Annotated in this window: 15 protein-coding genes; all 15 read right to left on the bottom strand. The window is 54.2% G+C overall.

Going from position 1 to position 12,184, the window contains the following annotated elements; genetic code table 11:
- Positions 1-33 precede the first annotated feature (33 nt).
- From mobA to E3E32_RS08160, 15 genes are read right to left on the bottom strand one after another with little or no spacing between them, the layout of a single operon-like run.
- Positions 34-621, bottom strand: a complete 588-nt coding sequence (mobA, locus tag E3E32_RS08090; protein ID WP_167731299.1) for a molybdenum cofactor guanylyltransferase MobA — start codon at positions 619-621, stop codon at positions 34-36.
- 52 nt (positions 622-673) lie between these two features.
- Entirely contained in the window at positions 674-2,242 is a 1,569-nt protein-coding gene (locus E3E32_RS08095; protein WP_167731300.1) for a proton-conducting transporter membrane subunit, read from the bottom strand.
- A gap of 11 nt (positions 2,243-2,253) precedes the next feature.
- Positions 2,254-2,739: a Na+/H+ antiporter subunit E gene (locus E3E32_RS08100; RefSeq protein WP_167731301.1), complete on the bottom strand. Its 486-nt coding sequence runs from the start codon at positions 2,737-2,739 to the stop codon at positions 2,254-2,256.
- Positions 2,736-3,140, bottom strand: coding sequence for a sodium:proton antiporter (locus E3E32_RS08105; RefSeq protein WP_167731302.1), 405 nt, complete (start codon positions 3,138-3,140; stop codon positions 2,736-2,738). The genes E3E32_RS08100 and E3E32_RS08105 overlap by 4 nt, the downstream gene beginning before the upstream one ends.
- Positions 3,137-3,892, bottom strand: coding sequence for an MnhB domain-containing protein (locus E3E32_RS08110; protein WP_167731303.1), 756 nt, complete (start codon positions 3,890-3,892; stop codon positions 3,137-3,139). Before E3E32_RS08110 ends, E3E32_RS08105 begins: the two co-directional genes overlap by 4 nt.
- Positions 3,893-4,147, bottom strand: coding sequence for a hydrogenase subunit MbhD domain-containing protein (locus tag E3E32_RS08115; RefSeq protein ID WP_167731304.1), 255 nt, complete (start codon positions 4,145-4,147; stop codon positions 3,893-3,895). It lies immediately after the preceding gene.
- Complete coding sequence (gene mnhG, locus E3E32_RS08120; protein WP_167731305.1) at positions 4,140-4,499, bottom strand: monovalent cation/H(+) antiporter subunit G; 360 nt, start codon at positions 4,497-4,499, stop codon at positions 4,140-4,142. The genes E3E32_RS08115 and mnhG overlap by 8 nt, the downstream gene beginning before the upstream one ends.
- Positions 4,496-4,777, bottom strand: coding sequence for a monovalent cation/H+ antiporter complex subunit F (locus tag E3E32_RS08125; protein WP_012572536.1), 282 nt, complete (start codon positions 4,775-4,777; stop codon positions 4,496-4,498). Before E3E32_RS08125 ends, mnhG begins: the two co-directional genes overlap by 4 nt.
- A gap of 41 nt (positions 4,778-4,818) precedes the next feature.
- On the bottom strand, positions 4,819-5,847 hold the full coding sequence (locus E3E32_RS08130; protein ID WP_167731306.1) for a formate/nitrite transporter family protein: 1,029 nt from the start codon (positions 5,845-5,847) through the stop codon (positions 4,819-4,821).
- Positions 5,848-5,852: 5 nt separating this feature from the next.
- Complete coding sequence (locus E3E32_RS08135; RefSeq protein WP_167731307.1) at positions 5,853-6,134, bottom strand: hypothetical protein; 282 nt, start codon at positions 6,132-6,134, stop codon at positions 5,853-5,855.
- Complete coding sequence (locus E3E32_RS08140) at positions 6,094-6,915, bottom strand: NADH-quinone oxidoreductase subunit B family protein (protein ID WP_167731308.1); 822 nt, start codon at positions 6,913-6,915, stop codon at positions 6,094-6,096. Before E3E32_RS08140 ends, E3E32_RS08135 begins: the two co-directional genes overlap by 41 nt.
- Positions 6,912-7,409, bottom strand: coding sequence for a 4Fe-4S dicluster domain-containing protein (locus E3E32_RS08145; protein ID WP_167731309.1), 498 nt, complete (start codon positions 7,407-7,409; stop codon positions 6,912-6,914). The genes E3E32_RS08140 and E3E32_RS08145 overlap by 4 nt, the downstream gene beginning before the upstream one ends.
- Before the next feature lies 1 nt (position 7,410).
- A complete protein-coding gene (locus E3E32_RS08150; protein WP_167731602.1) occupies positions 7,411-9,165 on the bottom strand; it encodes an NADH-quinone oxidoreductase subunit C in 1,755 nt (584 codons plus the stop codon).
- Between the two features lie 10 nt (positions 9,166-9,175).
- Positions 9,176-10,099 carry a respiratory chain complex I subunit 1 family protein gene (locus E3E32_RS08155; RefSeq protein WP_167731603.1) on the bottom strand — a complete coding sequence of 308 codons (924 nt, stop codon included), beginning with the start codon at positions 10,097-10,099 and terminating at the stop codon, positions 9,176-9,178.
- Positions 10,100-10,109: 10 nt separating this feature from the next.
- A complete protein-coding gene (locus tag E3E32_RS08160) occupies positions 10,110-12,182 on the bottom strand; it encodes a proton-conducting transporter membrane subunit (protein ID WP_167731604.1) in 2,073 nt (690 codons plus the stop codon).
- Positions 12,183-12,184: the final 2 nt, after the last annotated feature.

A 12,184-nucleotide genomic window follows, 5' to 3' on the forward strand; every position in this document is an offset into this window, starting at 1 on the left:
AGAATTGAAAATAAAAGTATGTAACACCCTGTTCTAAACCAAAGGTTCAGAAATTCCGAGTTTTCTCAGATCATCTTTTCTGTTCACGTTGAAAAAGCTTTCTCTCCATTCAGGGGGGACTTTTTCTATTGCTAAGTAGCAGACGTTGACTTTTTCTATGGCCCTCTTTATCTTATATTCTTCCAAAGCTAGTTGCTCCTCAATAATGTCCAAGAATCCCATAGAATATGCTGCATGCAGGGGTTCTATGTGCCCATTAATCCAGCGCGGGACGCAGACAGCCTTCCTACTCTTGTGGAAGTACTTGATTATATAATCTACAAACTCAGGCACTATACGGGGCATGTCCCCTGCCGTGACGAAAGCGTCCCCTAAGCTTAGAGCAGTATATATTCCTCCAATTGGGCCAACGAGAAGCTCATCAACAAGAACCTGATAGCCAAAGGTTTTCAGCTTTTCAGCGTTTTCAGGAGAGGCAACGATAACAACCTCATCTATTTCATCCGCTGATTCAAGTCTCTCAATTGTATGAAGGATTAATGGCTTTCCGTCGATTCTGTACAGAAGTTTGTTTCCACCAAAGCGCTTTGATCTGCCCCCCGCTAGAACCGCTCCGATCAACTCCTTCCCTCCACGTTGGCGCTTTAGTGTGCCTGAAGAATATAAAAAAGGATTAAAGGCCCATCTTCAGCTTTGCCGCGTATTCCAACGCCGTCTGGATGTAGAGCTTGTAGTCCATGGCCTGGCTTACAGCGGGGTTAATGTAGTGTTCGATGATGTATGGTGCGAAGAGTCCAAGCAGCAGGCAGATGACTGCCAGTATCAGCAGAACCCCGCTCATGCTGCCGTGTTCCCTGATGGTAGCATTCTCCTTGGACTTGCCGAGCCAGATCTCCTGGAACACTCTAACGTAAGCCACCAGTGCAATCACAGAGCTCAGCACTAGGATTAGGGCCAGGGCAGGGCTTTTCTCCATGAAGGCGTTGAAGAGCAGTAGCTTGCTGAAGAAGACGTTGAATGGTGGGATTCCGACGAGGCTGAGGGTTGCTATGGCCAGGCCGAAGGTGGCGACGGGCATCTGCCTGCCGAGGCCTGCCAGGTCTGAGATGTCCCTTGAACCGACCGCGTGGATAAAGGCACCCGCCGCGAGGAAGAGGAGGGCCTTGGCGATTGCGTGGTTAATGATGTGGAAAGCCGCTGCCTGAAGTGCCAGCTGGGTTCCAACGCCAACTGCCATCGCCAGATAACCCATGTGCATTACCGTTGAATACGCGATGAGCTTCTTCACGTCGCGCTGGACGTTCATCATGAGGGCACCGAAGAGTGCCGAAACCGCTCCAAGAGTTATCAGGATAACGCTGAGTGTATGGATAACCCCACCGAGCGAACCGCTGAGTTCGCCGCCGTAGACTGTGTAGAGGAATCTGATGAGTGAGTAGACACCGACGTTGACGACTAGTCCTGAGAGTATGGCTGAGATTGGGCTTGGTGCTGCTGGGTGTGCTTCTGGGAGCCAGAAGTGGTTCGGGACTATGGCAGACTTAATCAAGAACGCCCAAGTAGCCAAAGCCAAGGCAACGCCTGAAGCTATCGCGATATTGCCGTAGGTGGTGCTCGCTATCGGGAAGCTCAATCCGTGGATTAATGCGCTCAAGTTGGCCATGTTCAATGTTCCAAACGCCCCGTAAAGTGCCCCAAGTGCGAGGAAGTACATGGTCGTCCCGAGAGCGCCGATAAAGGCGTACTTGAGGCCAGCGCAGACTGAATCGCCTCTGTCCCTATAGAACATGACGAGGGCGTATGCTGCGATGCTGGTGACTTCTATCATGACGAAGAGGTTGAAGGCGTCGCCTGTGAGGAGAACGCCGAGTAAACCTGCCTCAAGGCCGAGGTAGAGGGTATAGTACCATTCTAAGCCCTCCTCGTGCTCCAGGTAGCGGTAGCTGTAAATCGCAATCAGGAACATCAGCGCAGCAGTAACCAGGGCGAAGAGGGCGCTCATCCTGTCAACTTCATATATTATTCCCACTGGGGCGGCCCAACCGCCGAAAGTGTAGATTAAAGGCTTGCTGGAGTTATAAACTTGCCTGAATATCTCGTAGGAAGCGAGTAAAGTCAAACCCGTGCCTATTAGGGCGTAAGCTTGAGTCACCTTCCTGTTGCCCTTGACTATTATTGACGTGAGAGGGAGAGCAAAGGCGAAGAGTATTGGTATCACGGGGGTGAGTCCCACGATGTCCATTTTCCACCACCTCACTCGAATATTTTCTTCGCGTATTTCTCAAAGTCGGCGGAGATCTCACTTCTGGCTTCTTCTGGGTTTTCCGTGCTCGTATCAATCCAGTTCACATAGAGATAGTTCTCGTCCATGTCCACCACAACGGTTCCGGGTGTGTTGGTTATGGAGTTCGCCACGAGGGTCTTGGCGTACTCGGTCTTCACGTCAATAGGCACTTTGACTATTCCGGGCTCGACGTTTCCGGTAATGATTCTGAGCATCACGTCAATGTGGCTTTTGACTTCGGCGATTAGCATGTACCAGAGGAAGTAGGCGCCAAGCCAGAGCCACCTAGCCGGATTCAGCGCTTTAGTGTCGTTCTTCACGAGGAACTTGCCCGCTAGCAGTCCTATGGCGATTGCGATGATGGCTCCAGTTGCTAGGTCATAGGGCGTTGCGGAGCCGGTGAACATGATGTAGGTAATGAACGCGAGCATTGCGGTGGGAATCACACCCCTCATATCTTCTCACCCTCCAGCGGCGATGAGCGTTTTACACCTATTTCCCTCGCGTCGAGCGTGCCATAGAGCCTGTAAATCTGAACGATTGCAAAGGCTATCAGCACGTTAACGGCCATTCCAATAACGACGGCGGTAATCACCAGCGCCTGGGGGAGAGGATCAACCGCTGTCTTTAGGAAGCTCCCAAGTGCGCTCTTCTCAAGGCTCGGGAGAATTGGTGGGGCCGTCGGATAGGTCAGGCGGTAGCCGAGCATAACCACGAGCAGGTTCGCGGTGTCTCCGATTATAGTCAGTGCTATGAGCTTCTTGACGAGGTTGGGCCTTCTGGCGATTCCGTAGAGGCCGATGAGCAGTGTTGTAATGAGTGAAATTACCACGAGGCTCCAGAGGAAGCCTATCATCTCCTCACCCCCAGGATTTTCTTGAATTTCCCCTCTGGAATCGCCAGGAGGAGGAATACTGCTGTAAAGCCGGCTCCGACAGCGAGGAACTCGAAGAAGTTGTAGTAAATCAGCGAACCGCCAATGAGCTGGCCGTTAATCTCTGCAGGGAATACCGGCTGATTCTGCATTATGTAGCCCTCGCTGAGGAGTGGAACTAACGCCACTAACGCTATTCCTAGGAGTCCGATAGAACGCAGGATTAACGCCCTGGTCTTGTCTAAGCCATTGTTTTCGAGGGCGTACTTAGAGTAAGCTGCAATTATCAGCAATGGAGCAACTGCTAAGGCTGAACCACCCTGGAAGCCACCACCGGGCGTTAAGTGACCGTGCAGGGCTATCGAAGCCGAAACGGCGAGGATCATCGCAACGATAACCTTTGTAACCGTCCTGATCGGTAGGGGGAGTGGTTTCACCTGCGTTGACTCCGTTTTAACATCCTTCTCCTGCTCCTTGGTGAGCCTGAAGATGGTCAGGCTGCCTATTATTGCGAGGAAGAACACTGCAGTCTCGAAGAGCGTGTCAATGCCACGGTAGTCCCAGAGGATTGAGGTAACAACTTCAGGACTTTTGGCCGAGTAATCCCCGAAATAGCTGTTTTCAAGGTAGAACTCACCGAGGGGCCTGACGTCCTCTGGCTGGGGGGCTTGGAAGACGTAGGCCAGCGTGATGACCGCGGTGAGCAGGAGGATGAGCGTGACCCAGCGCTTCATTCACACCACCTCGTACCTTTCGGTCTTGCTTATCACGAAGACAAGCAGGGCGGAGTAGATTCCTACTGCTATGGCAACATATGCCAGGACGATGTCCGGTGCCATTAGGATGTAGAAGGCTATGGCGTAAGCTATTGCCTGTACGGCGGAAAATCCGACCGCCTTGAGCAGGTCCTTCTCTGTGATGGCCAGGTAGGAGAAGACCATGCCGAGGACTGCGACGATTGCTAAGATCAGCAGGTGGATTTCAATCATTGCCCCTCACCTCTGCCAGGTGGTCGACCTTTGGCTTCCACTCCACGAGCCTGGCCTTATGGGCGGCGTACGCTAGTGCAGTAGCTCCCGCTGGTGCCGCTAGGAGGATGATTATTCCCGTGATGAAGCTGGCCCCAGCTATGGCGTACCTGTGGGGTAGGAAGTCCGCACCGAGGGCAAGCAGGGCAACGCCAAAGAGGGGAACCACCGCTCCGCCAATCGTTCCAACTGTTGCAGCGTGTAGCCTGACGTAGAAGTTGGGGAAGCGGAGTAAGCCTATGGCTCCGAACAGGTCGCAGATGCCGCCGATGATTATCATGACTGCTCCAAGGTAGAAGAGTATCTCGCTCATGCTCCCACCTCCCCGTTCGCCAGATACTTTGCGACGTAGATGTCCAGCAGGTACGCCCAGAGGGCGAGTATTATGGCCGCACTCACGAGGAAGGTGGACTTGAAGTAGACTGCCAGGATGGCCATAAAGGCTGCGATATCAAAGCTCATACAGTCAACGGCGAGGATAACATCTGGAATACTTGGCCCCTTAAAGGCCCTAACGGCATAGATGACGAACGCGGCTATGTAGAGGGGAATGATGAGCTTCATGAGCGTCATGAACGTGCTTTCGAGCATTTTTCTCACCTCTCGCGATGGATGGAAAAAGGAAAGAGCAGTCAGGCCGGCCTGGCCTTCTTGTAGAGAACGAAGGCACCAACGATGTAGTAGGCCGAGAGCACCAGCGGAACGAGGTACATGGCACCCTTGCCAAGGGCCTGGTCGAGGGCTATGCCGATTCCCGCTGGGACGAGCGCCGCGACGGCCCAGAAGGCTATGAAAACGATAAGGAAGTCAATGATCTCTTTGATGAGGCGGTCAGTGGTCAGCTCGGGGTGGCTGAGGTACCAGTAGTAGAAGGCCACGAAGAGGAAACCGCCAATGGCGTTACCGAAGGTTACTGGGATTATATTGTGGAAGAACTGGGTCCAGGTTATGGCGTAGTCACTGAGGAGTATGCCCGCTGGAATGGCCCACATGTTGGCTATGGCGTGCTCGAAACCTATGGCAACGAAGGCGAAGATCGGGAACCATATGGCGAGTATCTTGCCGGCACCGTCCTGAACCCTGGCCGACTGCCATATTGCGACGTTGACGAGCCAGTTACAGCCAATACCGAGGAAGAACAACGCCAGTATGTCCTTCGAGACCTTGCCGGTGGCTATGCCTACCGTAACCTGGCCGAAGGTGTTCGGGTCTCCAACGTGGCCGAAGAGTCCGGTCAGTGGAACGACCAGGAGTGCGAGGAATATCGAGCCTATGAAGTTTCCACCGTAGCTTCCGAACCAGTTGTAGAGGACACACTTGAAGTCGGCGTAGCCCTTCGCTTTGGCCGAGCTGAGGAACTGGACGTTTCCTGTCCAGAGGTCGGCTCCCGCTAAGATGACTGCTATGAGGCCAACGGGGAAGACCGCACCGAGGAGTATCTTAAAAGCGGATATGTTGCCGGTGTCTGGGAAGAGCTTCGGGCTATAACCGGCCGCTGCAACCACTGCCAGGAGGAAACCAAAGGCGATAAAGGCTCCTGCCATGAAGCCTGCGAAGAGCAGCCTACCCGGGGTCGTCTTGAACTTGGGGGTGGCCTTCTTTGCTACGGCCTCAAAGGTTGTATCTACTCCATACAGGATTTTTTCCTTTGTATCAGCCATCCAATTCACCTCCTCTCTATTTTGAGCCTTTCATTCTCCCTAAGGCCCCGGAGGGCCTCCAAGATGAGCCGCCTATCCCCCTCATCCAGCTTTTCGAAGGGAATCAGGGGGGCATCGGCGAGCGTGAAGTATGACCGTCCGAGGGATTTTCTGAGCAGATGGGCTGTCTGAAGGCTTATCTCCCCGAGTACTTCCTCTACCTCAAAGTCTCCCTCCGTGTGGGAGAGAGCACCCGCGAGGTAGGTCTTAAACCCAATATACGAACTCTTTACCAGCATCCAGGGCATCTTTGACCCTCCAGTACTCTCTTTCGAGAAGCATCATGCAGAAACCCAATCTAATGTCCCCGCATTTTGCAGCGTAGTCCTTGACGCGCCTGGCCAACTCCTCTCTGGGGTTTTCGCTCTTCTCGGCCTCTTTAACGAGCCCCATGAAATCCTCGAGGATCTTTTCCCTGTCGAGGTATCCCACGAGGTGCCTGAGCCTCTCCATAAGGGTCAGCATGATGCGCTCCTCCAGCGGCCCCTCTGGGAGCTTGAAGGGAACCAGCTCATCGCTGTACTCCTGATAGCTGAGCTTCTTCTCGACGAGTCCCACGAGCTGTGCTATGCCGTAGATTATCTCCTCCGGTCTCGGTGGACAGCCGGGGATGTAGATGACCGGACCGACCTTCTCGCCCTCGTCCCTCAAGTCAGCGATGAGCTCCGCTATACCTCCCCTCCGTGGATACTCGCTTCCCTCCCTGCCGCTCTCGGGCCTTCTGTAGACTGGATAGCCGTTGTAGAATATCCCTCCGCTGCAGGTGCACGTTCCTATCGCCACTATCACCCTCGGCTCTGGCGGCATCGCCTTTATGGTCTCCTTGGCGCCGTAGTAGGCCTGTCTCGTGAGCGGACCCGAGACGAGGAGTGCATGGGCGTGTCTCGGTGAGCCAACCAGTTTGATTCCAAAGCGCTCGACGTCGTAGAACGGCGTGAGCACGTCGATTATCTCGATGTCACAGCCGTTGCACGAGCCGGTGTTGAGGTGGAAAACCCATATGGAGCGGAGCTTCGGCTTTCCGCTCATAGAACCACCTCCTTGCTGGCTTCTATGGTTCCATCAACTGTCCCTTTCCTCCTGCAGTCCCTGCAGAGCCAGACCTTCTCTTCCAGAGCCTCCTCCTCGATGATCTCTTCGGGGAGAATCTGGAGGGCCTTCCTCACCTGCCTCTCAGTGAAGTCGGCGTACCTGCCGCAGTTCTTGCATTTCACGAGCCTGAGCCTAACAACCTCCACGTGGTCCATCCTGTCGGGTGAAGCGGCCTCGAAGAGGTTCGTGAGCTTGATCGCTCCGGTGGGACAGACCTCCTCACAGCGAGCACAGCGGATGCACCTTCCCACATCGAGGACGATTTCTCTAACTCCTCTGTTGTAGTCGTCTATCCTGAGGAGTGCATCTGGCGGACAGGCGTTAACGCAGGCACCGCAGCCTATGCAGAGGGTCGCGTCTATCTGTGGAATTCCCCTGTACTCCGGAGGAGCTTCAAGCTTCACGAAGGGGTACTTCAGCGTCACGGCCATCTCAGACCCTCCTTGAGGCCTTTATGGAGAGCTTGTTGAACTCCGTCTCGCTGAGAACCCTAACCTTCCCGCTTTCGACGTCGACTATCTGGACCCTCTCCGTACAGGAGTAGCAGGGGTCTATGCTTGCCACTATGAGCGGGGCGTCGGCTATGGTGTAGCCGCGCATCATGTCGGGAACAGCCGGCAGGTTGTTGTAGGTTGCCGCCCTGGCCCTGTACCTGTAGACCTTGTTGTTCTCGCCGGTCATGACGTAGTGAATGTTCTCGCCCCTCGGTGCCTCGGTCATGCCTATCGCTTCCGAGTATGGGGGTATCTCCTTGTACTCCGCCAGAATGTCTCCTCCGGGCATCTGGTCGAGAGCCTGCTCTATTATCCAGATGCTCTCGAAAACTTCCTCTATTCTGACGAGGGCCCTCGCCAGAACGTCACCCTCCTTGTAGACTGGGACCTTGAAGTCGAGGTACTTGTAGGCCGCGTACGGGTGGTCCCTTCTCACGTCGAAGTCCCTTCCGGAGCCCCTGCCGAGGGGTCCATCAACGTCCCACTCCTTGGCGACCTTGTAGGGCAGAACTCCAACGCCTTCAAGGCGCTTTACGAAGGTGCTCGTTGAGATTGCCTCATTGACGAGCTCCTCGAACTCGGTCTTTATCTTCTTGAGGACGTCCTCCAGCAGGGATTTTCTGTATTCCAAAAGGTCTCTCCTAACACCGCCGACGAGGAGCATTCCGTAGGTCTTTCTGTTGCCCGTCAGCCTTTCCGCGAGCCACATCACGTGCTCCCTTATCTTCCAGGCTTTCATGAAGCCGTAGTCGTAGCCAACGAGGTGGCAGGCTATTCCAAAGTTGAGCAGGTGACTGTGGAGTCTCTCTATCTCGAGGACTATCGTCCTGATGTACTCCGCCCTCTCCGGAACCTCTATACCCCCGGCGTTCTCAACCGCCTGACAGTAGGCTGTGGAGTGTGTGCAGCCGCAGATTCCACATATTCTCTCCGCTATGAAGCAGACCTGATCGTAGGTTAGCCTTCCCTCGGATATCTTCTCTATGCCCCTGTGGGCGTAGAAGCCGCGATAGTCAACGTCTGTTATGGTTTCTCCCTTAACATAGAGCCTGAAGTGTGCTGCCTCCTCAAGGGCCACATGATACGGTCCGTAGGGGACGACTATCTCGTCCTTCTTCGGCTCCTTGTAGGGGTAGAACTTCTCCCCTGGCGGGCTGTTCGAGTAGTGGAAGTCCTTCCTGAGCGGGTAGACGCAGGACGGCCAGTCGTCCGGAAGGACGAGCCGCCTCGGATCGGGGTGGCCTTCGGCGGTGAGGCCGAGCATCTCCATGGCTTCCCTCTCGTACCAGTTCGCACCCCTGTGCTTGGCCGCTATCGAGGTGAACCTCGGGTCGTCCTCCGGCAGGTAAGCCCTGACGCCGAGATAGAAGTCACCCGCCTTTCCGTTAACGCTGAGCCAGTAGGTGATGCTGAACTTGCCGTTTAGGGGCCTCTCGTCGGTGGCCACCATCGATGAGAGCTGGGTCTCCTTCCACTCCGGATGGTTGAGGAAGTAAAGGACTACCTCCGGGAGGTCTTCCCTCTCGACGGTTATGATCCACTGGTTGTAAGCGGCCTGCTTGACGTCCCTTATCTTCTCCCCGAACTTCTCGATAATCTCATCTAAGTACTCCCGCGTTACCTTGGCCTTTTCATCTCCCCGGTGTACGCGCTTCTTTTTCAGAGCCTCGTTAAACTTGATAACTTCAGACATGAGCACCACCTCACCATCCCAGGGAAGCTATCACCAGCGCGACTATTCCCGCAAGGAATATCACCGTGTTCTGCCTGATGGCTTGGATTACCTTCATACGGGCCGTCGTTGACTCTATGATGGCCGACATGGTGTAGAAGATCACTAGCAGAGCCAGCTGGGTGATCAGTGCTATTGCTCCACCGTATGGCGTCGATAGGTCGGCGAATCTGCTCACAAGAGGTAGTGCTATGAAGCTCGCGAACAGCCATATCAGGGCTACGCGCTTTATCAGCATGGCCCACTTGAAGATTCCAAGCAGCTTTCCGCTGTACTCGACGAGTGGACCCTCGAGTATCTCGGTCTCAGCCTCGGCTATGTCGAAGGGTATGAAGGCGCACTCGGTATAGACGGCGTAGGCGAGGAAGATGAAGGCGAGGACAACGGAGGGTGTGAGGCTGAGGTTGAGTGGAATCCCGCTCACGCTGAGCGAGTGGGTCTTGAGCGCGAGTATGCCTATCGCTATTCCCAGTATCGGCTCCACGCTGAGGATGAGCATCATCTCCCTGTTGGCACCCGCGTTTGAGTAGGTGTTGTTTACGAGGAAGCCCGCCATCATCATCGAGATCGAGAATATCGCCAGCACGTAGAGGAAGACGAAGATGTCCCCTGTGAAGGCCACTGGGACGAAGTTCCCGAAGGGGAGGAGCAGGGCGGCTGAGACTGCTGAAGCAAAGGCCACATAGGGAGCTATGAGGAAGCCCAGTCTGTCCGTTGGAAGGATCGGCTCCATTGAGAGCAGGCTTGAGAGGTCGTAGTAGGTCTGGAAGACTGGGGGCCCCTGCCTCTCCTGGACGGTAGCCTTGATCTTTCTGCTTATTCCGTCGAGGAGGGGCGGAAGGAGGATGATTATCATCAGTGAAACGGCCGCGAATGCAATTTTTTCGAGCGTCATCTTCACCACCTCACAGCACCATCAGTGCGAGTATAACTGCCAGGATTACCAGGGCTATTGTGAGCGCTGCGTTGGGCTTCATGAAGCCTTCATCGAGGAGCACTCCCGAGACCCTCGCTATTTTGATCAGGGGGGCAAGGAAGTACTCGTCAAAGTATACCTCGGGGCACTTCCTCTCGTATGCCTTGCCGATCCCCGTTATTCCCCTGCTTATAGAATCGCATACTCTGTGGAGAGCCCTTGTTGTTGTGATGTACGCATTGGCGACTGCACCAATCAGGGCGGATCCGAACTCGCTGAGAACGTGGCCGGTGTGGTAGAGCGGGTGGATGTACTCCTCGAAGGGCTCGTAGTAGTTTATCGCCTTGAACTTGTAGTGCTCCATCGCCACGGGCTCACCGAGGGTCCAGGGTCTGTAGGTTTTCTTTGAGACCGGGAAGAGCAGGTACATGCCGAGGAAGATCCCGCCGAAGAGTGTCGCAAAGAGTAGCGGTTTGAAGTAGCTCTCTGCCCCTGTCGGCATAAGCGGAGCTTTAATCGTGACAAGCCAGTAGTTTGTGTCCGTCAGTCCTGAGACATCTATACCGGCTAGGGATGCCCCTGGCGAAAGCAGTATCGGCAGGATGAGGCTTGGAACCAGTCCAAGGAGGATGCAGAGTGAAGCCAGGAAGCCCTTGGCAATGAGCATCGGGGATGGGACTTCCTCAGCATCCTTCGTGAACTCCGTAGGTTCTCCTCCAAATGCGGTCGTGTAGAACTTGATGAATGAAGCCAGCGTTGCTGCGCTTATGAAGAGGGCCATCACTCCAAAGAACACTATCAGGCCGTTGCCCGAGAGGAATGTTGACTGATAAATCATCCACTTGCTCATAAAGCCGTTGAACGGAGGAGTTCCAGCTATTGACATTGCGGCTATGAATGTGAAGAGCGCCGTAAAGGGCATCAGTTTGGCCAGACCTCTCAGCTGGTTGAGATCCCTGCTGCGGGTTCTGTAGAATATTGAGCCCGTCGACAGGAAGAGCAGGCCTTTGAAGAACGTGTGGTTAACGAGGTGGTACAGACTTGATGCTAGGGCTATGGCCCCGAAGGCTGAGTACATATCTCCCCTGGCTATGAAAACTATCCCAACGCCCATGCCGAGCCAGATGTAGCCTATCTGGCCGATACTGTGGTAGGCCAAAAGTCTCTTGGCATCGGTCTGCTTCAACGCGTAGAGGGTTCCAACTGTCAGAGTTACTGTTCCAAGCAGGGCAACTGCATATCCGAAAGTCTCGTTTGGCTTCATGATAAAGCATGTAGTCCTTATCAGGGCATAGACCGCAACCTTCTCCAGTGCTCCAGCCATTAGAGCGGAGACGTTGCTCGGGGCGACCGTATAGGCCTCCGGGGCCCAGAAGTGCAGCGGAACAACACCTGATTTGCTTCCAAAGCCTATCAGGAAGAGGACGTAGAATACTGGGCTTAGTTTTAAGGCCGCTAGACTCTCAAAGTTAAGCCCCTCGATTGAGCTAACATCTGCATACAGCAGGGCGAGGGCGATTATCAGTGGCAGTGTGCTCACTATGTGCATGGTCACGAAGTACTTCCAGCCGGCTTTTCTGACCTCCTCTTTGTCGCTTTCCCAGATCGTCAGGAGGTACGATGTAAACGTCATGACTTCCCAGAGGAAAATGAACCAGAACATGTTGGCTATTGTGACTATGAGTATCATGGAGAGCATAAACACTGAATATATGGTTATGTACATCCAGCCTCTGCCCGACTTCTCGTAGATTGCCATGTATCTCGGGGAATATATTGACGCTGCAAGTCCGAGGGCGCCGAAGATGAAGCACATTATCAGCGAGAGCCCATCAATCTGGAACGGAATCTGGGCCACTCCTAAGTCATAGGTGAATTCGATGGTCTTCCCGCTGAGGACATCTGGTATTGACACAAAGGTAAAGGCTAACAGAGCTATGGAGGCTAGAGCCGTAAATATGTGGCCAATGCTGATTGAAGTCTTGAAGCTCCTTTTGAGGGCTAACGCTGCGGGTATGGAGAGGAAATACAGGATGACGGCGAGCGTAAAGAGTCCCTTCATCT

This window comes from Thermococcus sp. GR6, from assembly GCF_012027415.1.
GTDB lineage: Archaea > Methanobacteriota_B > Thermococci > Thermococcales > Thermococcaceae > Thermococcus > Thermococcus onnurineus.

Bases quoted from the DNA above. Each gene is read 5' to 3' on its own strand.
- E3E32_RS08100 (WP_167731301.1), bottom strand. From the start codon at position 2,739: ATGAGGGGTGTGATTCCCACCGCAATGCTCGCGTTCATTACCTACATC.
- E3E32_RS08115 (WP_167731304.1), bottom strand. From the start codon at position 4,147: ATGATTGAAATCCACCTGCTGATCTTAGCAATCGTCGCAGTCCTCGGC.
- E3E32_RS08160 (WP_167731604.1), bottom strand. From the start codon at position 12,182: ATGAAGGGACTCTTTACGCTCGCCGTCATCCTGTATTTCCTCTCCATA.
- E3E32_RS08110 (WP_167731303.1), bottom strand. From the start codon at position 3,892: ATGAAGCGCTGGGTCACGCTCATCCTCCTGCTCACCGCGGTCATCACG.
- E3E32_RS08095 (WP_167731300.1), bottom strand. From the start codon at position 2,242: ATGGACATCGTGGGACTCACCCCCGTGATACCAATACTCTTCGCCTTT.
- E3E32_RS08105 (WP_167731302.1), bottom strand. From the start codon at position 3,140: ATGATAGGCTTCCTCTGGAGCCTCGTGGTAATTTCACTCATTACAACA.
- mnhG (WP_167731305.1), bottom strand. From the start codon at position 4,499: ATGAGCGAGATACTCTTCTACCTTGGAGCAGTCATGATAATCATCGGC.
- E3E32_RS08130 (WP_167731306.1), bottom strand. From the start codon at position 5,847: ATGGCTGATACAAAGGAAAAAATCCTGTATGGAGTAGATACAACCTTT.
- E3E32_RS08140 (WP_167731308.1), bottom strand. From the start codon at position 6,915: ATGAGCGGAAAGCCGAAGCTCCGCTCCATATGGGTTTTCCACCTCAAC.
- E3E32_RS08135 (WP_167731307.1), bottom strand. From the start codon at position 6,134: ATGCCCTGGATGCTGGTAAAGAGTTCGTATATTGGGTTTAAGACCTAC.
- E3E32_RS08125 (WP_012572536.1), bottom strand. From the start codon at position 4,777: ATGCTCGAAAGCACGTTCATGACGCTCATGAAGCTCATCATTCCCCTC.
- E3E32_RS08155 (WP_167731603.1), bottom strand. From the start codon at position 10,099: ATGACGCTCGAAAAAATTGCATTCGCGGCCGTTTCACTGATGATAATC.
- E3E32_RS08145 (WP_167731309.1), bottom strand. From the start codon at position 7,409: ATGGCCGTGACGCTGAAGTACCCCTTCGTGAAGCTTGAAGCTCCTCCG.
- E3E32_RS08150 (WP_167731602.1), bottom strand. From the start codon at position 9,165: ATGTCTGAAGTTATCAAGTTTAACGAGGCTCTGAAAAAGAAGCGCGTA.